The sequence below is a fragment of the Mesorhizobium sp. WSM4884 genome (genome assembly GCF_029625675.1).
In the GTDB taxonomy this organism is placed as follows: domain Bacteria; phylum Pseudomonadota; class Alphaproteobacteria; order Rhizobiales; family Rhizobiaceae; genus Mesorhizobium.
Map to the genome: position 1 here is coordinate 26,884 of NZ_JARTVO010000028.1, position 19,192 is coordinate 46,075.

Below are 19,192 nucleotides of genomic sequence, written 5' to 3' on the forward strand. Positions count from 1 at the left end.
GGCACTTCCGTCTCGTAAGTTTCGTGGCTATCTATGGGATGCGTCGCACGCCTGTGCGGCGCATCAATCATTTCAGCACCGCGAGATCCCGCCCATGATGCGTCAGTATGAGCTTGTCGAGCGCGTCCAGCGCTACAAGCCTGACGTCAACGAGGCACTGCTCAACAAGGCCTATGTCTATGCCATGCAGAAGCATGGCCACCAGAAGCGCGCCTCGGGCGATCCCTATTTCTCGCATCCGCTGGAAGTCGCCGCCATCCTCACCGAGATGCACATGGACGAGGCGACCATCGCGGTTGCCCTTTTGCACGACACGATCGAGGACACTACCGCGACGAGGGCCGAGATCGACGAGCTCTTCGGCCCCGAAATGGGCACGCTCGTCGAGGGGCTTACCAAGCTGAAGAAGCTCGACCTCGTCTCCAAGAAGGCCGAGCAGGCCGAGAACCTGCGCAAGCTGCTGCTGGCGATTTCCGAGGATATTCGCGTCCTCCTGGTCAAGCTCGCCGACCGCCTGCACAACATGCGCACCCTCGATCATATGCCCGAATCCAAGCGCTTGCGCATTGCCGAGGAGACGATGGACATCTATGCGCCGCTCGCCGGGCGCATGGGCATGCAGGGCATGCGCGAGGAACTGGAAGAGATCGCTTTCCGCTATATCAATCCGGAAGCCTACCGCGCCGTCACCGCCAGGCTGGCCGAGATCTTCGAGCGCAACAAGGGCGTGCTGGAGGAGATCGAGAAGGCGCTGTCGGGCCTGTTCGAAAAGCACGCGATCAAGGCCAGCGTCAAAAGCCGACAGAAGAAGCCGTGGTCGGTGTTCCGCAAGATGGAGGCCAAGGCGCTCTCCTTCGAGCAGCTCTCGGACATCTTCGGCTTCCGTGTCGTCGTCGACACGGTCGAGGACTGCTACCGCGCGCTCGGCGCCATCCACACCACCTGGTCGATGGTGCCCGGCCGCTTCAAGGACTACATCTCGACGCCGAAGCAGAACGATTACCGCTCGATACACACCACCATCGTCGGTCCGTCGCGCCAGCGTGTCGAACTGCAGATCCGCACCCGCGAGATGAACAAGATCGCCGAATACGGCGTCGCCGCGCATTCGATCTACAAGGACACGGGCGGCAAGGCGAATGGCGCCGCGCACGCGATCTCCAAGGAGACCAACGCCTATGCCTGGCTGCGCCGCACCATCGAGCAACTGGCCGAAGGCGACAACCCCGAGGACTTCCTCGAAAACACCAAGCTGGAGCTCTTCCAGGACCAGGTGTTCTGCTTCACGCCCAAGGGCATGCTGATCGCGCTGCCGCGCGGCGCCACTCCCATCGACTTCGCCTATGCAGTCCATACCGATGTCGGCGACACCTGCGTTGGCGCCAAGGTCAACGGCCGCATCATGCCGCTGATGACGGAGTTGAAGAATGGCGACGAGGTCGAGATCATCCGCTCCAAGGCGCAGGTGCCGCCGGCGGCCTGGGAATCGGTCGTCGTCACCGGCAAGGCACGAGCCGCCATCCGCCGCGCCACCAAGAACGCCATCCGCAAGCAATATTCGGGGCTCGGCGCCCGCATCCTCGAACGCGCCTTCGAGCGTGCCGGCAAGAACTTCACCAAGGAAAGCCTGAAGCCGATTCTGCATCGCTTGGCGCGCAAGGACATCGAGGACGTGCTGGCCTCCGTCGGACGCGGCGAGCTCGCGTCGACCGACGTCATGAAGGCGGTCTTCCCGGACTACAAGGACGAGCGCGTCACGGTCGCGGCGCCCAAGCAGCGTGAGGAGGGCTGGTCGAAGATCCGCAATGCCGCCGGCATGCTGTTTCAGATGCCCGGCCGCGCCGCGCGCAAGGGCAAGGACCAGCAGCGCGACGGAGCGGTGCCCATCCGCGGTGTGCGCGGCGATCTGCCGGTGCGTTTCGCGCCGGAAGGGGCGGTGCCCGGCGACCGCATCGTCGGCATCATCCAGCCGGGAACCGGCATCACCATCTATCCGATCCAGTCGCCGGCGCTGCAGGCCTTCGACGACCAGCCCGAGCGCTGGATCGACGTGCGCTGGGACATCGACGAACGCACCAAGGAGCGCTTTCCAGCGCGCATCTCGGTCACTGCCATCAACGCGCCGGGCTCGCTCGCCGACATCGCCCAGGTCGTCGCCCAGAACGATGCCAACATCCACACGCTGTCGATGGTGCGCACCGCGCCCGATTTCACCGAGATGCTGATCGACCTCGAGGTCTGGGATCTGAAGCATCTCAACCGGCTGCTGTCGCAGCTCAAGGACAATTCGAGCGTCAGCGACGCGCGGCGCGTGAACGGGTGAATAGTGAATAGTGAATAGTGAATAGTGAAATAGAAGGTGCTCTCACTACCATTCACCATTCACCATTCACCATTCACCCTCATCATTCACCATTCGCCAAGAGCATGGAGCGAACATGAATACCGACGAAGTGCTGGGCATATTCCGCGAGGCGGGCGCGGTCCTCGAAGGTCATTTCATCCTGACGTCGGGCCTGCGCAGTCCGATCTTCCTGCAGAAGGCGCGCGTCTTCATGCATGCCGACAAGACCGAGCGCCTGTGCAAGGCGCTGGCCGAGAAAATCAAGGAAAGCGTGCCCGGCAGGATCGACTATGTCGTTGGCCCGGCGATCGGCGGCCTGATCCCGGCCTACGAGACCTCGCGCCATCTCGGCGCGCCGGCGATCTGGGTCGAGCGGGAAGGGGGCGAGTTCAGGCTCCGCCGCTTCGAGATCGCTGCGGGCTCACGCGTCGTCATCGTCGAGGATATCGTCACCACCGGCCTGTCGATCCGCGAGACCATCGAATGCCTGCGCGAAATCGGCGCCGACGTCGTGGCGGCCGCCTGCATCATCGACCGCTCGGCCGGCAAGACCGATGTCGGCGTGCCGCTGATCGCGCTCGCCGAATATGAGGTGCCGGCCTATCCGCCAGACCGCCTGCCGCCGGAGCTTGCCGCCATCCCGGCCGTCAAGCCCGGCAGCCGGAATATCTGAAGTCGCGTCACGATGATCGCTGGCATCGATCATTTCGTGCTGACGGTCCGCTCGGTCGAAGCGACCTGCGAATTCTATCAACGTGTGCTTGGCTTGCGGCGTCTGGATGAGCCGAACCGGCCGACCGCGCTTCTGTTCGGCTCGCAGAAGATCAATCTGCACGAAGTCGGCCGCACCTTCGAGCCGAAGGCGAAGACGCCGACGCCGGGCTCCGGCGATTTCTGCCTCGTGGCGGCGGTGCCCCTTGCGGAAGTCCGCGCCAGCCTCGAGGCCAACGGCGTGGCGATCGAAGTCGGCCCGGTCGAGCGCATCGGCGCCCGCGGCAGGATGACGTCGGTCTATTTCCGCGATCCCGACGACAATCTGGTCGAGGTCAGCGAATATTCGGTTTAGTGCGGTTCAGATCGAGCCGCATGGCGCAGCGCCGCTCGGCCGGCATGCCGTGTTCTGCCTCGCCGCTAATGAGGTCGGCGAGCCTTTCGTCGATCAAAGCGCCATCCAGGATGCGAAAGCCGAACTTTTGGTAGAAGGGCGCATTCCAGGCGACCTCGCGAAACGTGGTCAGCGTCACCGCCGCCAGGCCGCGCCGCCTGGCGTCCTCGATCGCCCGTTCAAGCAAGGCGCTGCCGATGCCGGAGCGTTGCCGGTCCAGGCGCACGTCAAGCTCCCATATGTGCAGCGCATCGCCTTCGACCCCGGCGCTCAGGAAGGCGACCGGCCGGTCCTGGTCATCGGCGGCAACCCAGCATGCGCCTTCGGCGATGAGCGCACGGTGCCGCTCGGCGCTCACATTGTCGCCGTCGGCGAGCCAGGCGAGGTCCGGGACAGCACGAAACGCCAGCCCGGCGGACTGCTCGATGTCCGGCAAAGCTTCGGCGTCGTCGGCCCGCGCCGGTCGAATGGTGATCATCGGCTTCGTTTCCCCGGTTCTTCCTCAGTTTCGCCAGAATGGCGCTCTTTTTACAGCCTGCGGCAGACCATCGCGGGTGCCTTCGTTGTTCCGTGGCCTGCCCGTCGCTATATCAAAGTCTTGTTGCCTTCCTGCGCCCTCGAAGCGCAAGATATGTCGTCGCGACCCGGGGTGGCAGGGGAGCGTGTGTTGGACCGGGAACTGAAACAGAGTGCTTTTTCGACGCCGAGAGCCTGATGGCCTCCTGGAGCGGGTGCGTACTTACCTTTGGCCGCGCCGTTCGTTCTCGCGCTCTGTGCAGTATTTCTCCAAGCGCATCCTGCGGCTGAAGGCGACGCCCCATTCCGTGGCGGCCGGCGTCGCGGCCGGCGTTTTCGCCTCGTTCTTCCCGCTTGGCTTCCACTTCGTCATCGCCGCCGTACTCTGCTGGGTGATCGCCGGCAATCTGGTTGCGGCAGCGCTGGGCGCTGTGTTCTTCGGCAATCCGCTGACCTTCCCTCTGCTCTGGGGCGCGTCGTGGGAGACCGGCAAGCTCATCCTGCATGAGCGCCTGCCCAAGCACGGGCCGCCCGAGCATCTCGGCGAAATGATGCATACGCTTTCCTTCGGCAAGCTGTGGCATCCGGTGCTTGAGCCGATGCTGATCGGCGCCGTGCCGCTCGGCCTCGTCTTCGGACTTGTCTTCTACGGCGTCACGCGCTGGGGCATGACCGTGTTTCGTGAGCAGCGGAAGAAACGCATGGCCGAGCGAGCCGAGAAGGCCAAGCGCGCTGGCGGACGGGAAGTTCCCGCGGAATGATCATCGGCATCGGCAGCGACCTGATCGACATCAGACGCATCGAGAAGTCGCTGGAGCGGCATGGCCGGCGCTTCGTTCAGCGCATCTATACCGAGGTCGAGCAGGCCAAGTCGGAAAAGCGCGCGGCTCGCGCCGCCTCCTACGCCAAGCGCTTCGCCGCCAAGGAGGCTTGCGCCAAGGCATTGGGCACCGGCATGGCCGAGGGCGTATTCTGGCGCGACATGGGTGTGGTCAACCTGCCCAGCGGCGCGCCCACCATGGCGCTCACCGGCGGTGCTGCCGCCAGGCTGGAAAAAATCCTGCCCAAGGGCCATCGCGCGCTGATTCACCTCACCATCACCGACGATTTCCCGCTTGCTCAAGCCTTTGTGATCATCGAGGCGGTGCCCGTCGAACAAGCGCCACATTGATTCCATCTGACCACGGGCGGCATGACGTTGCCCAGCGCGCGCCGAGACTCTATACCAACCAACGCACAATCGAGGACGACATGAGCGTGGCTGAAAAATCGCAGAAGAAATCCGGCGGGCTTGGTGAAACCTTTTCCGTCATCATCCAGGCTCTGCTGCTCGCGCTCGTGATCCGCACGCTGCTGTTCCAGCCCTTCTCCATCCCGTCCGGCTCGATGCGGCCGACGCTGCTCGAGGGCGACTATCTCTTCGTCACCAAATGGGCCTATGGCTATTCGCGCTATTCGTTGCCTTTCGGCCCGAACCTGTTCTCCGGCCGTATCTGGGGCTCCGAGCCCAAGCGCGGCGACGTGGTGGTATTCAAGTTCCCGCCGGATCCGTCCGTCGACTACATCAAGCGCGTCGTCGGCCTGCCTGGCGACAAGATCCAGGTCAAGGACGGCCAGCTCTTCATCAACGGCACCGCCGTGCCGCGTGAAAAGGTCGGCCAGATCGACAATCCCGACATCACCGAGGTCGACCGTCCCGTCGACGTCTATCGCGAGACGCTGCCCAATGGCGTCACCTACGACACGCTCGACCTGACGCCCAATTCGATCGGCGACAACACGCGCGAGTTCGACGTGCCGCCGGGTCACTATTTCATGATGGGCGACAACCGCGACAATTCCTCCGATAGCCGCTTTACCGTCGGGTTCGTGCCGGCCGAGAACCTTGTCGGCCGCGCCAACGTCATCTTCTTCTCGATCGCCGATGGAGCAAGCCCGTTGGAGATCTGGAAGTGGCCGTCGCTGATGCGCGCCGGACGCTTGTTCCATCTCGTCCACTAAGGTCATGGCGGCCACCAAGCGTTTGACCACCGATGCCCTCGCCGAAGCGCTTTTCGAGCGCACCGGCCACGCCTTCGCCGACCGCCAGCGCCTGCAGCGCGCGCTGACCCATGCCAGCGCGCGCTCGACCCATGCCGGCGTCGACTACGAGCGCTTTGAATTCCTGGGCGACCGCGTTCTCGGCCTCGTCGTGGCCGACATGCTGCTGGCGGCCTTTCCCGAGGCCGCCGAAGGCGAGCTGTCGCTGCGCCTCAACGCGCTGGTCAACGCCGAGGCGCTCTCCGAAATCGCCGAGGAGATCGGCCTGCCGGAGCTGATCCGCGCCGGCTCCGATGTGCGCAACCTCGAAGGCCGCAAGCGAACCAACCTGCGCGCCGACGCGCTGGAGTCGCTGATTGCCGTGCTCTATCTCGACGGCGGGATGGAGGCGGCGCGCGCGTTCATCCACCGCTACTGGCAGCCGCGCTCGCAGGCGACAGGTGCCGCCCGCCGCGACGCCAAGACCGAATTGCAGGAATGGGCGCACCAGGCGGCGTCTGGCGCCGTCCCGGCCTACCGGGTGGATAGTCGTGAGGGCCCCGACCACGATCCGCTGTTCACCGTCAGCGTCAAGGTCGGCTCCTTTGCGCCGGCGATCGGCAGCGGTCGTTCCAAGCGCGAGGCCGAACAGGCCGCTGCGGCGGTGCTGTTGCTGCGCGAAGGCGTATGGAGCGCGGCATGACGGAAGTCGACAGTCCTGAGGCCGCCGCGACCCGCTCCGGCTTCGTCGCGCTGATCGGCGCGCCCAATGCCGGCAAGTCGACGCTGGTCAATCAGCTGGTCGGCGCCAAGGTTTCGATCGTCACCCACAAGGTGCAGACCACCCGCGCGATCGTGCGCGGCATCGCCACGCATGACAACGCGCAGATCGTCTTCGTCGACACGCCGGGCATCTTCAAGCCGAAGCGGCGGCTGGACACGGCCATGGTCACCACCGCCTGGGGCGGCGCCAAGGATGCCGATGTCGTGGTGCTCCTGATCGATGCCGAGCGCGGCATCAAGGGCGATGCCCACGCCATCCTCGACCGGCTGAAGGACGTCCAGCAGCCGATGCTGCTTGTCCTCAACAAGGTCGACCGGGTCAAGCCGGAGACGCTTCTGGCCCTGGCCGCGGCAGCGAACGAACGAGTGCAGTTCAAGCGCACCTTCATGGTCTCGGCGCTTACCGGCTCCGGCTGCAAGGATCTGCTCGACTATCTCGCCGAGACGCTGCCCGCCGGGCCTTGGTACTATCCGGAAGACCAGATCTCCGATTTGCCGATGCGCCAGCTGGCGGCCGAGATCACCCGCGAAAAACTCTATCTGAGGCTGCATCAGGAGCTTCCCTATTCCTCGCATATCGAGACCGAGAAATGGGAAGAGAAGAAGGACGGCTCGGTGCGCATCGAGCAGGTCATCTATGTCGAGCGCGACAGCCAGAAGAAGATCGTGCTCGGCCACAAGGGCGAGACGATCCGCGCCATCGGCCAGGCCGCGCGCGCCGAGATCGCCGAGATCCTCGAGCAGAAGGTGCACCTCTTCCTGTTCGTCAAGGTGCGCGAGAACTGGGGCGACGACCCCGAGCGCTACCGCGAGATGGGACTGGAGTTTCCCCATTGATGCATGTCGCCCAAAAGTGCCAAGCGGTTTTGGGACAACGACATGCATAGCACAAACATGCATGTCGGCTAGGAATGCCGTCCGTCGATCTGGGACAACGGCATGGACAACCCTAATGTAGATATCGACACCGATCTTGTGCGCCGCCTGGTCGAGACGCAGTTTCCTGAATGGCGCCATCTGCCCGTGAGGCCCGTCGCGTTCGGCGGCTGGGACAACCGTACCTTCCATCTCGGCGACGAGATGACGGTCAGGCTGCCAAGCGCGGCTCCCTATTCGCTGCAGGTCGAGAAGGAGCATCGCTGGCTGCCAAGGCTCGCGCCGCATCTGCCGCTGCCGATCCCCGCGCCGCTGGCCATGGGCGAGCCGGCGGCGGACTATCCCTGGCACTGGTCCGTCTATCGCTGGATCGAAGGCGAGACGGCAAGGACCGCGCGCATCGGCGATCTTCGCGCGTTCGCGGTGACGCTCGCCGATTCCTCGTCGCCCTGAAACGGATCGATCCGGCGGGCGGCCCGGCGCCGGGCCGGCATAATTTTTATCGCGGCGGACCGCTGACGGTCTATGACGGCGAGGCGAGGCAGGCCGTCGCCGCGCTCGAAGGCGAGATCGATGCGCAGGCCGCCACCACCGTCTGGGAAGCGGCCCTTGCCGCCACCTGGCACGGTTCGCCCGTCTGGTTCCACGGCGACGTCGCCTCGGGCAATCTCTTGGTCGAAGACGGCCGCCTGAGCGCCGTCATCGACTTCGGCACATCCGGCGTCGGCGACCCGTCTTGCGACCTGGCGATCGCCTGGACGTTCTTCGAGGGTGAAAGCCGGGAGGCCTTCCGCACCCGCATCGCCGTCGATCGGGCGACCTGGGCGCGCGGCCGAGGTTTGGACGTTGTGGAAGGCCCTGATCACCGCTGCCGGACACGACGCCAACCGAGCCGAGGCCGAAAGGCAGCGCCGGGTAATCGACGAGGTGCTCGCCGATCACGAACGCTGGGCGTGACGCGGATTATAACAGGCTTTAGCCCTGAGATCGGCAGCGAACGTCGCCAGCGGCATCACGAGAGTCAGCGGTTTTCCCGACAGCGGCTCGGCACCATATCCACGGTACCAGTTCGCGGCGCGCTCGCTCTTGGCATCGATGAAGTTAGAGCAGTTCAGCGTTTCCGTGAAACGATGAACTGCTCTACGAAACCTCGGTCTGGTCGGGCGCATCGTGCCCTTCATCGGGCGGACCGTCCTGGGTGACCTTGGTCTTGCGCCCGCGTTTGGGCGACTTGGCCAATGCAGCATCTGTCGCCGCGCTGCGCTTGGGCCTTTCCGTCGTCGGCTTTGGCCCGGGCCGCTTGATGCGCGGCGGCGGTGACTTGCCCGCCTTGTCTTCGCCGCCCATGTAGAACGTCACATGAGGGAAAGGCATCTCGATGCCGCGCTCCTCGAAGACCTCCTTGATGATCTCGTTATAGGCGCGACCCAGGGCAAAATGCTTTCCGGGTTTGGTCTTGATGCGGGCCCGAACCAGAATGGCGGAGTCGGCGAATTCGGTCACGCCATGCATCTCGAGGTCGCCGATGATGTCGCCCGCGAACCCGGCCTCCTTCAGTTTGTCGAAGGCCTCGTGCATCGCCTGCTTCACCTCGGGAATGCTCGCTCCGTAGTCCACGCCGATCGACGCGACGTGATAGCTGAAGTTCTTCATGAAGTTCGTCACGGCGTCGACGGAAGAGAACGGGATGAGATGATAGGCGCCGTCGAGAGTACGCAACGACACGGAACGGATTGTCAGTCGCTCGACGGTACCGGTGACCCCGCCTGCGGTTACCACGTCGCCTTCATTCATCGCGTTCTCGAACTGTATGAAGGCGCCAGTGATGATGTCCTGCACGAGCTTTTGCGCGCCGAAGCCGACCGCCAGGCCGACGACGCCGGCGCCGGCAAGCAGTGGGCCGATATTTACTCCAAACTCGGACAGCACCAGCATGACGATGAGGACGCCCAGCGCGACCACGAAGGCGTTGCGGAACAGGGAGAGAAGCGTCCGTTCCCGCGGGGAGGGGACATGGCCGTAATTCGGATTGAGGCGATATTCCACCCACGATTGGACGGCGAGATAGATCAGGCCGCCGACCAGCATTATCAGGATTGCGGAAACGATTGAAACGGCGAAGCGCTGGCCGACCTCGCTCGACAGCCATCCGACGACGTCTGCCGCTCGCCAGAATTGGGCGATGACCAGCAACACAACCGCGGCGACCAGGATGCGAACCGCCCTGAGCACATTGGGAACGAAGGCATTGAGGCGCCGCTCGAGCAGCGGAAGGCGCTCGCTGACTTCGGCGGGCAGGTTTATCCCCGCTCCGGCGACCCGCGCGACGATGCCTGTCAGCAGCACGCCTATGGCCACCGCGAGGATCGACTGGACGGTGGCCGCGAGGACGAACGGCAGGGCCATCGCGGGAGCCGCGAGCCAAAGAACGAAGACGAGGATCAGGTATCCGATCGCCACGACATGCCAAAGCCTGGCGAGACCGGCCAGGAACCTGCCCAGAATGTCGGTTCGGCGGGTCTCGCTGCGGCGCAGCAGCCATCGCCGTACCTGATCGCGATTTTGCAGGATGACGATCAGGGCGAGCACCAGCGCAGCAAACATCACGATCACGCGGACCACTTGCGCGGCGTCTTCCGAGACGTTGACCGCAACGATCGGCGCGAGGAAGAACATCGTATAGCCGACCACGCTGACGAAGCGGCTCAGCCAGAAATACCAGTATGCCGCCGTTGTATCGCCCAATGTCCAGATCCGCAGCGCGGGCCATCTCGGGGCAAGCAGCGTGCGCGCAAGGACCTTGATGAACTCGATGACCAGGAAGGCGTTCAGGAATAGCGCACGGTTCATCTCCGCCTGGCCCGCCTGGTCGATAACGAATGCAGAGAGCGAAGACACCGAACCGATTGCCCATGCCGCGAGCACGGTGAGCGCGTCGGCCAGCGCGGACAACCCGATGAAGCCGAACCGCTCGAACCTGCCTCCGCGTGTCGCTGCATTGGCGAATGTGCGCTGGAACCGTCCAAAGGCGAACCGCAATGCGATGTAGACGGCGAAGGTGAGGACCACGACAAGGGCGCTGTTGCGGACGGCGTTCCATAGGCTCCGCACATCGATTGAAACGCCTCCGGAAAAGACGCCGGCAATTCTCTCGACGAGGGCGGCGGTCGTCTTGATCAGGCCGGAGGCGCTCTCTGCCGCGTCCCTCGTATACGCGGCGACCTCCTGGGCGATCGTCGCTTCAGGCGCTGTCTCGGCCACCGGCTGGTTGCCCTCCGCGGCCGCGGCGCGCAGCTTGTCGATCAGGCGGTGCCGCGCCTGGTCGTTCTCCAGTATGGTGATGAGCGCTTGGACATCGGCGTTCGGTTCGCCGGGCTTGGCGCCTCCTTGTGCGGCCGGCTGGGCGAAGCTTGGTGCCCCGCAGAGCAGTAGAAACAACAACAGAGAAATTAGAGTTCGCATTGCTGGCCCAGGCGGAAAACTATCGATCGGGGTGCGCGCTGCCGGCGCCGGCTCGGACATTCTTGCAAGATCTCAGGCAGCCGCATTGGTGCAGTTCATCTAGGGCGAACCTGCTGGGGTGGAAGTTGGTACATTCGTCGAGTGCGGCAAGCTTTCGTCTCTCCTCGGCGACGCACTCTGGGTGCCATAACGAACTTTGTCGCCGATCGTTGCCTGGTTGGCCAAGGTCAGCGTCATCGACAGCGCGAACCGTCCCATGTTGAAGCGCTCGGTTCGCTCGCTGGCTGGTTTCTCCGTGTCAGCTACGACATACGCAAATCTTGATTTCGCCGTCCAACGGGTGAAAAGCTCGGGCCATGGAATGGCGCGATGAGGGAATCATTCTTGGCACCCGCAAGCATGGCGAAACCAGCGCCATCCTCGAGGTGATGACGCGCGCGCATGGCCGCCATCTCGGTCTCGTGCGCGGAGGGCGCTCGCGCAAGCAGCAGCCGGTGCTGCAGCCCGGCAACCGCGTCGATCTTCTATGGCGGGCGCGACTCGACGAGCATCTGGGTATCTTCCAGGCCGAGGCGATCGAGATGAACGCCGCCCGGCTGATGGACAGCGCGGTCGCCGTCTACGGCCTGCAGACCATGGCCGCGCATCTCAGGCTTCTGCCCGAACGCGACGCCCATGGTGGGCTCTACGAGGCGCTGGCGGTTATGATCTCCCATCTCGACGACGCCGATGCCGCGGGCGAGCTGGTGGCGCGTTTCGAGCTGCTGATCCTCGATGAGCTCGGCTTCGGCCTCGACCTCAGCCAATGCGCGGCGACCGGCACGCGGCAGGACCTCGCCTATGTCTCGCCGAAATCCGGGCGCGCGGTTTCGCGCGCCGCCGGCGAGCCCTGGCGCGACAAGATGCTGGCGCTGCCTGCCTTCCTGCAGCGCGGCTCAGGCCTGCGCGCCGATCAGGCGGCGCTGGAGGACGCCTTCCGTCTGACCGGCTTCTTCTTCACCCGCCACGTCTACGATCCGCGCGGCATCGAGCCGCCCGACGCCCGCGCCGGCTTCCTTGCCGCGCTGCGCCGGCATCAGGCGGCGATGAAGGCGATCGCTGGCGAATAGACCGGCGTCTAATCGCCCCGCCGCTCCAGAAAATCGTCCAGCATGGGGCGCTGGCCTTTCAGGATTTTCGTACCGGCTTCGGGAAGCGAAAACCAGGCGGCTTTATCTACCTCGGGGAATTCCTTCATGGCGCCCGACCTCGGCGGCCATTCCATGGTGAACGTGTTGCTTCTGACGGCATCCACGTCGATGTCCGCTTCCACGCTCCAGGCAATCACGATCTTGCCGCCCGGCTGCTTGTAGCTGCCGACGGGCTGGAAGTCGCCGCCGATGGCGACGCCGAGTTCCTCCTCGGCCTCGCGCCGGGCCGCGTCCAGCTCGTCCTCTTTGTCGTCGATGAGCCCTTTCGGGATCGACCACGCGCCTTCGTCCTTCTTTGCCCAGAACGGTCCGCCGGGATGAACCAGCAGGAACTCCAGTGCTCCGGCGGTTCGCCGGTAGATCAGCAGGCCCGCACTTCGCTGCGGCATCGGTCACCCTCTAGGCAATTTCAGCGAATGTCAGAGAATAGCACGAGTATTTTGCGGCCAGCGGCGGGTAATTTCCTGGCCCGAATCTCAGCCGTTTAGACCTATCGCCTTTGCAAGGCGTCAAGTTGCTGGCAATCGAAGCCGAAACATGCTCGGTCTTGCGGGCCGGCACGGCGCAGATTTCGGCAGCCGTCTCATTGCCGTATTTGTCGGCCACGACTGGTCCGGTTTTGAGGGGAAACCGCCATGTTTTTCAGCCTGATCGCCATTGCCGCCGTCATCGCTCTATTTGTCATCATTTCACGCCAGCAAACCCGCATCGGCCTGATCGAGCGCGAGCTTGGCGCGCTGCGCAGCTTGGTGCTTTCGGGCATCCCGCAGCCCGCGCCCAAGATTGGCGAGGCGACAGGCACGTCGGACGAAGCTCCCGCCGCGGCGGCAGCGACGACCGCGCGGCCGGCAAGTGAACCCGCCCCGCAAGCCGCCGCCGCGACGCCCGACGAACCCAGAGCCGAAGCGCCGGCCCAAGCTGGCGAGGCGAGTGCGCCCGAACCCACCGGACCGGCGCAACCTGCCACGCCGGCCGAATTGCCTGCGCCTGCAATGGCCGCGCGCGATGTCGAGACGGCGCTCGGCACACGCTGGGCTGTCTGGGTCGGCGGCATCGCGCTGGCGCTGGGTGGCCTCTTCCTGATCCGCTACACCATCGAGGCCGGCATTTTCGGCCCCGGCGTGCGCCTCACCATGGCCGGCATCCTCGGCCTGGTGCTGATCTCCGGCGCAGAATTCATCCGCCGCACCGGCTTCAGGGTGCCGGTGCAGGGTGCCGCCGGCGCTTACATCCCGGCGATCCTGACGGCGGCCGGTGCCTTCATCCTGTTCGGCACCGTCTATGCCGCGCATGGCATCTATGGCTTCCTCGGCCCGGCGCTGGCCTTCACTTTGCTCGGCGCGATCGGCGTCGCCACCATCGCCGTTTCGCTGGTCCACGGCCTGGCGCTGGCTGGCATCGGCCTCGTCGGCGCCATGGTCACGCCGGCACTGGTCGCCTCGCGGGCGCCCAATCCCTGGGCGCTGTTCGGCTACCTGGCGGTCGTGCTCGCCGCCACGGCGGCCATAGCCCGCATTCGCGACTGGAAGGCGCTTGTCGCGGCGGCGTTCGTGGGCACCGGCGTCTGGACCATTCTCTACATGACCGATGCGCCGGAGGTGAACCTTGCCGCGGTGCTGTTCATCAGCCTGGCGACGCTCGCCGCGCTCGTCTTCGTCTGGCTCGGTCGGCGGGATGAAGCGGAGCCCGGCTTCGACTGGCCGTCAGTCGCGCCCGGCTTTTTCGTGGCGCTGACCGCGCTCGGGCTGTCGGTCGATCCGGTCTTTGCCAAGGCGGGCGACGCACTGCATGGCGCGGTCTTGCTCGCAGCGCTTGTGGCGGTGGCGCTCTACCGACCGCGCGCCTTGCCACTGGTCTTCGCCGCCGGCCTGGCGACGGTGCTGATCTATCTCGGCATCATCCCGCCCGCCGCCATCGGTGTCGACGCGCTCAATGTCGGTCTGGGCGCCGAACCGCTGGCGACATCCGACGCACTGACCTTCCGCCTGGGCATCGCGCTCGCCTTGGTCTTCATCGGGGCCGGCTTCTGGGCCGCGCGCCGCTTTGCCGCCGCGGCACCCATCCGCGCCGCGTCCTGGGCGGCATGGGGCGTGACTGCGCCGCTGGTCGTGCTCACCGCGCTATGGCTGACCTTCGGCGATATCGACCGCGACCTCGGCTACGCGCTGCCGGCGCTGTTTATGGTGCTGGTCTTTGCCGCCGGCGGCGAGTGGATCGCGCGCGCCGAGGAGCCGCCGCTCGGCGGCGGCCCGGCCGTCTCCTTCGCGCTCGCCGGCGCCGGCGTTGCCGGCCTTTTGATGCTGCACATGGCGTTCGGCTCCGGCTGGACGACGGTGCTGCTCGGCGCCGCCGCAATCATTCCGGCGCTGGCGACGCGCTGGTGCTCCTACCCGATGCTGGGCTGGATCGCGGTCGGCGCGGCGGTTGTCGTGCTCGGCCGCGTCGCCTTCGACCCGACCATCGTCGGCGCGGCGGCGCTGTCGAGAACGCCTGTCTTCAACTGGCTGCTGCCGGGCTATGGCGTGCCGGCGCTCGCCTTCGGCTTCGCCGCCTGGCAGCTGGCGCGCACCACCAACGGCCGGCCGCGCCTCGCCATGGAGGCGGCCTCGGCGCTGTTCGCGCTGCTTGCCATTGCCATGCTGGTTCGCCATGCCATGCATGGCGGCGTCATCGACACTGGTCCCGTTACCCTTGCCGAACAGGCGATCTACACGCTCATCGCGCTCGGCGCCGGCGCGATCCTCGTCGCCATCGACATGCGCTCGCCGAGCTCGGTGCTGCGCTATGGCTCGATGGCCGCTGGTGTGGTCTCGGCGGGCTTGATCGTCATCCAGCATTTCGCGGTGCTGAATCCGCTGGTGACGGATGAATCGACCGGCACCATTTTGTTCTTCAACCTGTTGTTCCTCGCCTATCTGCTGCCGGCGATCGCCGCAGGAGCACTCGCCCTTTATGTCCGCGACAAGCGCCCGAGATGGTATGCGGCGATGCTGGCGCTGCTCGCCTCGCTGCTTGCCTTCGCCTATGCGACGCTGTCGGTGCGGCGCCTGTTCAAGGGCGAGTTCATCGGCCTGTGGAGCGGCCTCGGACAGCTTGAGACCTACACCTATTCGGCGCTCTGGCTGGTCATCGGCGTGGCGCTGCTCACCGCCGGCGTCTGGCTGAGGTCGCAGGTGCTGCGCATCGCCTCGGCCGTGCTCATCGCGGTCGCGGTGCTGAAAGTCTTCCTCTTCGATATGTCGGAACTGGAAGGCGTGCTGCGCGCGCTGTCCTTCATCGGCTTGGGCGCCGTGCTGATCGGCATCGGGCTGTTTTATCAGCGGCTTTTGACAAGGGCGGCGAGGTCCGAAATCAGATAAGGTCAGGCCAGATCGATCTGCGCGAGGTCATTGCCCTTGTACAGCAGAGGTACGCGGTAGGCTTTGGCGCATGCGTAACTGAAGCAGTCGCCGAAATTCAGTTTGGCAGGATGGCCGACATATCGACCGTACTCGCGAGCGGCCTTGACAGCGAGTTCTCGAATCTTCGTGTCCAGCGGAATCTCGACGGCCTTGAGTTCGGCCAGGAAGCCCAAGACGATCGTTTGACATTCTTCGATCAGGGCCGGCGGTGTCGGTACCTGGTCGCCGTTTTCTGCTACGGATTTCCTACGAGCTATCCCAACGATCGCCTCGAATGAGGAACTCGGCGAGAAATAGAGTTTCTCGGCAGCTTCCACTCTCTTGAGAAGACGGTGGGCTTCTGCTTCTTCCGAAATGATCGCGATGATGGCGGAAGCATCGAGAAACATCAAATGTTACCCCATCCTTCGTCCATGAATTTCTTCATGTCGAAGTCCGGGTTGTCTGGACCGAGCGCCCTCACTGCGTCCTGATACTTTTTGATGCGCTCGCTTAGTGGGAGGACTGCGTGCGCCCGTTCGAGCTCACGCTTGAGCGCGATTCGTACTGCTTCCGTCTTCGTGGGCGCTTTGATCGCGGACTGCAACTGACGAGCCAACGCGTCGACGTCGTCATCGCGGATGTACAAAGACATAGCAAACTCCCACCCGGTGTATATTCCGAGACGAATATTCAAGATATTCAAGGGTGAATATACGGCGGCCAGAGCCGGTTTTCAATCTTGGCTTGGGCTCCACCCAAGGCGGGAATAAATCCGCATTCGCCGGCGTTATTAAGGTGCTTGGGTACCGGAGCGGGTGGTCCGCTTCGCGCTGGCTGCTTGCGCCGCGCCGGAAAGGCGCGTTCAATCAAATGGAAAACGACCTCGAAACAAGCGGTCATGGACGACAAGAAGGCAGCGATCCTGAGCGAGATACCGCGTTTGCGCCGCTACGCACGCTCGCTGCTGCGCGACCGCGATTCCGCCGACGACCTCGTGCAGGACTGCCTGGAGCGCGCGCTTGTGCGGCTCGACAACTGGCAGACTGGAGAAAGCCCCAGGAGGTGGCTGTTTACGATCATGCATCACTTGTTCATCGACCAGATGCGCAAGGTTAACCGGCGAGGTGAGGCGGCGATGCTGCCGCTGGAAGCCGGCGAAGCCCAATCTGCGCCCGCCGATCAGGTCGAGACGGTCGCCTCGCGCGAGATCATGGATGCGCTGCAGGCGATCAGCCCCGATCGCCGCGCGGCATTGGTCATGGTCGCCATCGAAGGCTTTTCCTACGCCGAGGCCGCCAACATTCTGGGCGTGCCGGCCGGCACGCTGATGTCGCGCATCGCGCGCGGCCGCGAGGAACTGCGCGGTCTGCTCGACGACTCCTCGCGCCGCCGCTCGATAAGGATCGTCGAGCGATGACCCGGCGCGATTTCTCCGAACGCGATATCCACATGGCCCTCGACGGCGAGCTGCCGGGCGAAGAGCGCATGGCCTATGACGCCTGGCTCGAAGCCAATCCCGAGATGCGGGCAAAGAGCGCCCGCTACATCGCCGACCGCGCAGCGCTCCGCGCCGCCTTGGCCGGCGTGATGGACGAGCCGGTGCCGGCAAGGCTCAAGGCAGCGGTGCTCGGCGAAGCGCCGGCGAAGGCGCCTGTCTGGCGTTCGCGCTGGTGGCTTTCGGCGGCGGCAGCCGCCGTGCTGATGGTCGGCGGGCTCGGCGGCTATGTAGCCGGCATCGGCGGCATCGGCCGAAGCGGCGAGAGCGACGACCAGCTCGCCGAGCAGGCGATCGCCGCCCATGTCATCTACGCCGCCGAGAAGCGTCATGCGGTCGAGGTGCCGGCAAGCGACAAGGACCATCTGCAGACCTGGCTGTCCAACCGGGTCGGGCTGAAGGTGGTCGCGCCCGATCTGGCGGCCGAAGGCTTCGAGCTCGTCGGCGGCCGGCTGCTGCCTTCCGGCGAGCACGGCAAGGCCGCGATGCTGCTTTACGAGGACGCCAAGGGCGAGCGCATCTCGCTCTTCGTCACCGCCGAATCGTCCGCGACCGCCAAGGGCACCTATGCGGCCGAGGCGGACGGGCCTGAGGCGGTCTACTGGCTCGACAAAGGCTATGGCTGCGCCGTCGTCGGCTCGTTGCCGCGCGAGCGCCTGTCGGATGTCGCCAAGAGCGCCTATGGCCAGCTTCTCGCCGGTATTTCGAGCTGAGACCGGCTGCGTTTCTCACAGCCGGCCGGCCTTCCAAACAGTGATCTTGTTCAAACAGTTTGCGCTTCCTTGCCGCCGCGCAACCTGTCACAATTCGGCCCAAATCAAGGAGCGATAGCGCTTGATGAGTACCGGCGCTTCGGCCGGGATGTTGCTTGTTGACCGGGGCCATTCCTTAACCCAATCGAGGTTCTCCCAAGCCCGCATGCCTGCCGAGATCCGCAAGGCCCGCGCGTCAGACGTCGATGACCTCGCCGCCATCGAGAAGGCTGTTTTCTCGGGTGACCGGCTTTCCCGCCGCTCCTTCCGTCAGTTCATCGAGCGCGAGACCGCCGAGATGCTGGTGGCGCAAAATGATGGCCATGTCGCCGGCTACGCGGTGGTGCTGTTTCGCAAGGGCAGCGGCGTGGCCCGGCTCTATTCGATAGCCGTCGGTCCGTTCTTCGGCAGCCTCGGCATTGGCCGTCAGCTGCTGGCCGCGGCCGAGGAGGCGGCTTACGAGCACGACCGCATGATGCTGCGGCTCGAGGTGCGCGAGGACAATCAGCGTGCCATCCACATTTACGAGCAGGCAGGCTACCGCAGGATAGGCCGCGAGCCCGACTACTACGAGGACGGCGCCACCGCGCTGCGTTACGAAAAGACGCTGCGCGGCGATGTCCCGACCGCTACCGGGGTGCCGTTCTATCAGCAGACCTGCGAATTCACCTGCGGCCCGTGCTGCCTGATGATGGCGATGGCGAATTTCGACCGCGGCTTCGTGCCTGACCCCGTCATGGAAATCCGCCTGTGGCGCGAGGCGACCACCGTGTTCATGATGTCGGGGCCAGGCGGCTGCGAGCCTTTCGGCCTGGCGGTTGCAGGCTATGAAAGCGGGCTTGCCGCCGAGATATTCGTGTCCTTCCACGGCGCGCTCTTCCTGCAGTCGGTGCGCAGCGAGGATAAGCGCCGGGTGATGGAACTCGCCCAGGTCGACTTTCGCCGTCGCGCGGAACTCTACGGCATCCCGGTGAATTACCGTTCGTTCGGCATCGACGACATCCGCTCGGCCCTTGCCGACGGCAAGCTGATGCTGGTGCTGATCAGCGGCTTCCTGATGTTCGGCAAGAAGGTGCCGCATTGGGTGCTCGCCATCGGCGACGACGGCGACCATATCCTGATCCATGATCCCTGGGTCGAGGACGAAAGGCAGGAAACGATCCTCGACGCCGCCAACATCCCCGTGCCCTATGGCATCTTCATGAACATGGCGCAGTTCGGCCGCGACGGGTTGCGCGCCGCCATCACTCTGGGAAAACGCTGAAAC

At 64.8% G+C, this 19,192-nt stretch carries 19 protein-coding genes and 1 pseudogene; 14 read left to right on the forward strand and 6 right to left on the reverse strand.

Translation table 11 applies throughout. The features are described from left to right. The first annotated feature begins 94 nt into the window (after nt 1-94). From P9236_RS28180 to P9236_RS28190, 3 genes are all read left to right on the forward strand, one after another. Complete coding sequence (locus tag P9236_RS28180; protein ID WP_278077892.1) at nt 95-2,323, forward strand: bifunctional (p)ppGpp synthetase/guanosine-3',5'-bis(diphosphate) 3'-pyrophosphohydrolase; 2,229 nt, start codon at nt 95-97, stop codon at nt 2,321-2,323. Nucleotides 2,324-2,438: 115 nt separating this feature from the next. Beyond that, nucleotides 2,439-3,017, forward strand: coding sequence for an orotate phosphoribosyltransferase (gene pyrE, locus P9236_RS28185; RefSeq protein ID WP_278077893.1), 579 nt, complete (start codon nt 2,439-2,441; stop codon nt 3,015-3,017). Nucleotides 3,018-3,029: 12 nt separating this feature from the next. Further along, entirely contained in the window at nt 3,030-3,410 is a 381-nt protein-coding gene (locus P9236_RS28190; RefSeq protein ID WP_278077894.1) for a VOC family protein, read from the forward strand. Here the strand turns inward: P9236_RS28190 and P9236_RS28195 are convergent. Then, a complete protein-coding gene (locus P9236_RS28195) occupies nt 3,391-3,927 on the reverse strand; it encodes a GNAT family N-acetyltransferase (protein ID WP_278077895.1) in 537 nt (178 codons plus the stop codon). The genes P9236_RS28190 and P9236_RS28195 overlap by 20 nt on opposite strands. A 211-nt stretch (nt 3,928-4,138) precedes the next feature. On the opposite strand from P9236_RS28195, the gene P9236_RS28200 reads away from it, so the two are divergent. From P9236_RS28200 to P9236_RS30890, 6 genes and pseudogenes are all read left to right on the forward strand, one after another. Beyond that, nucleotides 4,139-4,726, forward strand: a complete 588-nt coding sequence (locus P9236_RS28200; RefSeq protein ID WP_278077896.1) for a DUF2062 domain-containing protein — start codon at nt 4,139-4,141, stop codon at nt 4,724-4,726. Beyond that, nucleotides 4,723-5,136 (forward strand): holo-ACP synthase, encoded by a 414-nt coding sequence (acpS, locus tag P9236_RS28205; protein ID WP_278077898.1) that lies wholly within the window; start codon nt 4,723-4,725, stop codon nt 5,134-5,136. Before P9236_RS28200 ends, acpS begins: the two co-directional genes overlap by 4 nt. An 80-nt stretch (nt 5,137-5,216) precedes the next feature. After that, nucleotides 5,217-5,966: a signal peptidase I gene (gene lepB / locus P9236_RS28210; protein WP_278077899.1), complete on the forward strand. Its 750-nt coding sequence runs from the start codon at nt 5,217-5,219 to the stop codon at nt 5,964-5,966. Nucleotides 5,967-5,970: 4 nt separating this feature from the next. Continuing rightward, the gene (gene rnc, locus P9236_RS28215) at nt 5,971-6,687 is read left to right on the forward strand and encodes a ribonuclease III (RefSeq protein WP_278077900.1); all 717 of its coding nucleotides are present in this window, start codon (nt 5,971-5,973) and stop codon (nt 6,685-6,687) included. Further along, nucleotides 6,672-7,604 (forward strand): GTPase Era, encoded by a 933-nt coding sequence (gene era, locus P9236_RS28220; protein WP_278077901.1) that lies wholly within the window; start codon nt 6,672-6,674, stop codon nt 7,602-7,604. Before rnc ends, era begins: the two co-directional genes overlap by 16 nt. Nucleotides 7,605-7,706: 102 nt before the next feature. Then, a pseudogene (locus P9236_RS30890) lies at nt 7,707-8,600 on the forward strand (aminoglycoside phosphotransferase family protein). Here P9236_RS30890 and P9236_RS28235 read toward each other — a convergent pair. Further along, nucleotides 8,582-8,824, reverse strand: a complete 243-nt coding sequence (locus P9236_RS28235) for a hypothetical protein (RefSeq protein ID WP_278077935.1) — start codon at nt 8,822-8,824, stop codon at nt 8,582-8,584. The pseudogene P9236_RS30890 and the gene P9236_RS28235 overlap by 19 nt on opposite strands. Then, entirely contained in the window at nt 8,784-11,084 is a 2,301-nt protein-coding gene (locus P9236_RS28240; protein WP_278077904.1) for a mechanosensitive ion channel domain-containing protein, read from the reverse strand. Before P9236_RS28240 ends, P9236_RS28235 begins: the two co-directional genes overlap by 41 nt. A 377-nt stretch (nt 11,085-11,461) precedes the next feature. Here P9236_RS28240 and recO point away from each other — a divergent pair, with 377 nt between their 5' ends. Continuing rightward, nucleotides 11,462-12,214 carry a DNA repair protein RecO gene (gene recO, locus P9236_RS28245; RefSeq protein ID WP_278077905.1) on the forward strand — a complete coding sequence of 251 codons (753 nt, stop codon included), beginning with the start codon at nt 11,462-11,464 and terminating at the stop codon, nt 12,212-12,214. Between the two features lie 8 nt (nt 12,215-12,222). Here the strand turns inward: recO and P9236_RS28250 are convergent, their stop codons facing one another. Beyond that, on the reverse strand, nt 12,223-12,684 hold the full coding sequence (locus P9236_RS28250; protein ID WP_278077906.1) for an NUDIX domain-containing protein: 462 nt from the start codon (nt 12,682-12,684) through the stop codon (nt 12,223-12,225). A gap of 246 nt (nt 12,685-12,930) precedes the next feature. Between P9236_RS28250 and P9236_RS28255 the strand changes: the two genes are divergently transcribed. Beyond that, nucleotides 12,931-15,654 carry a DUF2339 domain-containing protein gene (locus P9236_RS28255; RefSeq protein WP_278077907.1) on the forward strand — a complete coding sequence of 908 codons (2,724 nt, stop codon included), beginning with the start codon at nt 12,931-12,933 and terminating at the stop codon, nt 15,652-15,654. Nucleotides 15,655-15,656: 2 nt separating this feature from the next. Here the strand turns inward: P9236_RS28255 and P9236_RS28260 are convergent, their stop codons facing one another. After that, nucleotides 15,657-16,085 (reverse strand): type II toxin-antitoxin system VapC family toxin, encoded by a 429-nt coding sequence (locus P9236_RS28260; protein WP_278077908.1) that lies wholly within the window; start codon nt 16,083-16,085, stop codon nt 15,657-15,659. After that, nucleotides 16,085-16,330, reverse strand: a complete 246-nt coding sequence (locus P9236_RS28265) for a type II toxin-antitoxin system VapB family antitoxin (RefSeq protein ID WP_278077909.1) — start codon at nt 16,328-16,330, stop codon at nt 16,085-16,087. Before P9236_RS28265 ends, P9236_RS28260 begins: the two co-directional genes overlap by 1 nt. A gap of 246 nt (nt 16,331-16,576) precedes the next feature. Between P9236_RS28265 and P9236_RS28270 the strand changes: the two genes are divergently transcribed. From P9236_RS28270 to P9236_RS28280, 3 genes are all read left to right on the forward strand, one after another. Then, nucleotides 16,577-17,095: an RNA polymerase sigma factor gene (locus tag P9236_RS28270; protein ID WP_126085039.1), complete on the forward strand. Its 519-nt coding sequence runs from the start codon at nt 16,577-16,579 to the stop codon at nt 17,093-17,095. Continuing rightward, nucleotides 17,092-17,886: an anti-sigma factor gene (locus tag P9236_RS28275; RefSeq protein ID WP_278077910.1), complete on the forward strand. Its 795-nt coding sequence runs from the start codon at nt 17,092-17,094 to the stop codon at nt 17,884-17,886. Before P9236_RS28270 ends, P9236_RS28275 begins: the two co-directional genes overlap by 4 nt. A 205-nt stretch (nt 17,887-18,091) precedes the next feature. Next, a complete protein-coding gene (locus P9236_RS28280; RefSeq protein ID WP_278077911.1) occupies nt 18,092-19,189 on the forward strand; it encodes a GNAT family N-acetyltransferase/peptidase C39 family protein in 1,098 nt (365 codons plus the stop codon). Nucleotides 19,190-19,192: the final 3 nt, after the last annotated feature.

Bases quoted from the DNA above. Each gene is read 5' to 3' on its own strand.
- P9236_RS28180 (WP_278077892.1), top strand. From the start codon at position 95: ATGATGCGTCAGTATGAGCTTGTCGAGCGCGTCCAGCGCTACAAGCCT.
- pyrE (WP_278077893.1), top strand. From the start codon at position 2,439: ATGAATACCGACGAAGTGCTGGGCATATTCCGCGAGGCGGGCGCGGTC.
- P9236_RS28190 (WP_278077894.1), top strand. From the start codon at position 3,030: ATGATCGCTGGCATCGATCATTTCGTGCTGACGGTCCGCTCGGTCGAA.
- P9236_RS28195 (WP_278077895.1), bottom strand. From the start codon at position 3,927: ATGATCACCATTCGACCGGCGCGGGCCGACGACGCCGAAGCTTTGCCG.
- acpS (WP_278077898.1), top strand. From the start codon at position 4,723: ATGATCATCGGCATCGGCAGCGACCTGATCGACATCAGACGCATCGAG.
- lepB (WP_278077899.1), top strand. From the start codon at position 5,217: ATGAGCGTGGCTGAAAAATCGCAGAAGAAATCCGGCGGGCTTGGTGAA.
- rnc (WP_278077900.1), top strand. From the start codon at position 5,971: ATGGCGGCCACCAAGCGTTTGACCACCGATGCCCTCGCCGAAGCGCTT.
- era (WP_278077901.1), top strand. From the start codon at position 6,672: ATGGAGCGCGGCATGACGGAAGTCGACAGTCCTGAGGCCGCCGCGACC.
- P9236_RS28235 (WP_278077935.1), bottom strand. From the start codon at position 8,824: ATGAAGGGCACGATGCGCCCGACCAGACCGAGGTTTCGTAGAGCAGTT.
- recO (WP_278077905.1), top strand. From the start codon at position 11,462: ATGGAATGGCGCGATGAGGGAATCATTCTTGGCACCCGCAAGCATGGC.
- P9236_RS28250 (WP_278077906.1), bottom strand. From the start codon at position 12,684: ATGCCGCAGCGAAGTGCGGGCCTGCTGATCTACCGGCGAACCGCCGGA.
- P9236_RS28255 (WP_278077907.1), top strand. From the start codon at position 12,931: ATGTTTTTCAGCCTGATCGCCATTGCCGCCGTCATCGCTCTATTTGTC.
- P9236_RS28260 (WP_278077908.1), bottom strand. From the start codon at position 16,085: ATGTTTCTCGATGCTTCCGCCATCATCGCGATCATTTCGGAAGAAGCA.
- P9236_RS28265 (WP_278077909.1), bottom strand. From the start codon at position 16,330: ATGTCTTTGTACATCCGCGATGACGACGTCGACGCGTTGGCTCGTCAG.
- P9236_RS28270 (WP_126085039.1), top strand. From the start codon at position 16,577: ATGGACGACAAGAAGGCAGCGATCCTGAGCGAGATACCGCGTTTGCGC.
- P9236_RS28275 (WP_278077910.1), top strand. From the start codon at position 17,092: ATGACCCGGCGCGATTTCTCCGAACGCGATATCCACATGGCCCTCGAC.
- P9236_RS28280 (WP_278077911.1), top strand. From the start codon at position 18,092: ATGCCTGCCGAGATCCGCAAGGCCCGCGCGTCAGACGTCGATGACCTC.